This is a genomic window from Polynucleobacter sp. AM-25C3 (genome assembly GCF_018882335.1).
Classification (GTDB): domain Bacteria; phylum Pseudomonadota; class Gammaproteobacteria; order Burkholderiales; family Burkholderiaceae; genus Polynucleobacter.
Genome location: NZ_JACVOS010000047.1, coordinates 1 through 255, shown reverse-complemented (window position 1 = coordinate 255; position 255 = coordinate 1). Strand labels below are relative to the sequence as shown.

Below are 255 nucleotides of genomic sequence, written 5' to 3'. Positions count from 1 at the left end.
CGGTAAATGATGGTGGTACTCAAGCTGTTGGTAGTGGCGGTATTGCAAGTGCTACTACGGTAAATGATGGTGGTACTCAAGCTGTTAGTAGCGGTGGTAGTGCGATTAGCGCGACCATCAGTTCTGGCGGTAATCAAGCTGTTTATGGTGGTGCTAGTGTGAGCGCTACTACGGTAAATGATGGCGGTACTCAAGCCGTTAGTAGTGGCGGTATTGCAAGTGCTACTACGGTAAATGATGGCGGTACTCAAGCTG

At 49.4% G+C, this 255-nt stretch carries 1 protein-coding gene; it reads left to right on the top strand.

The window, feature by feature from the left end; translation table 11 throughout:
• Positions 1-255 (top strand): AIDA repeat-containing protein (locus ICN12_RS10800; RefSeq protein WP_216272510.1); only part of this gene is annotated, 255 nt, incomplete at both ends.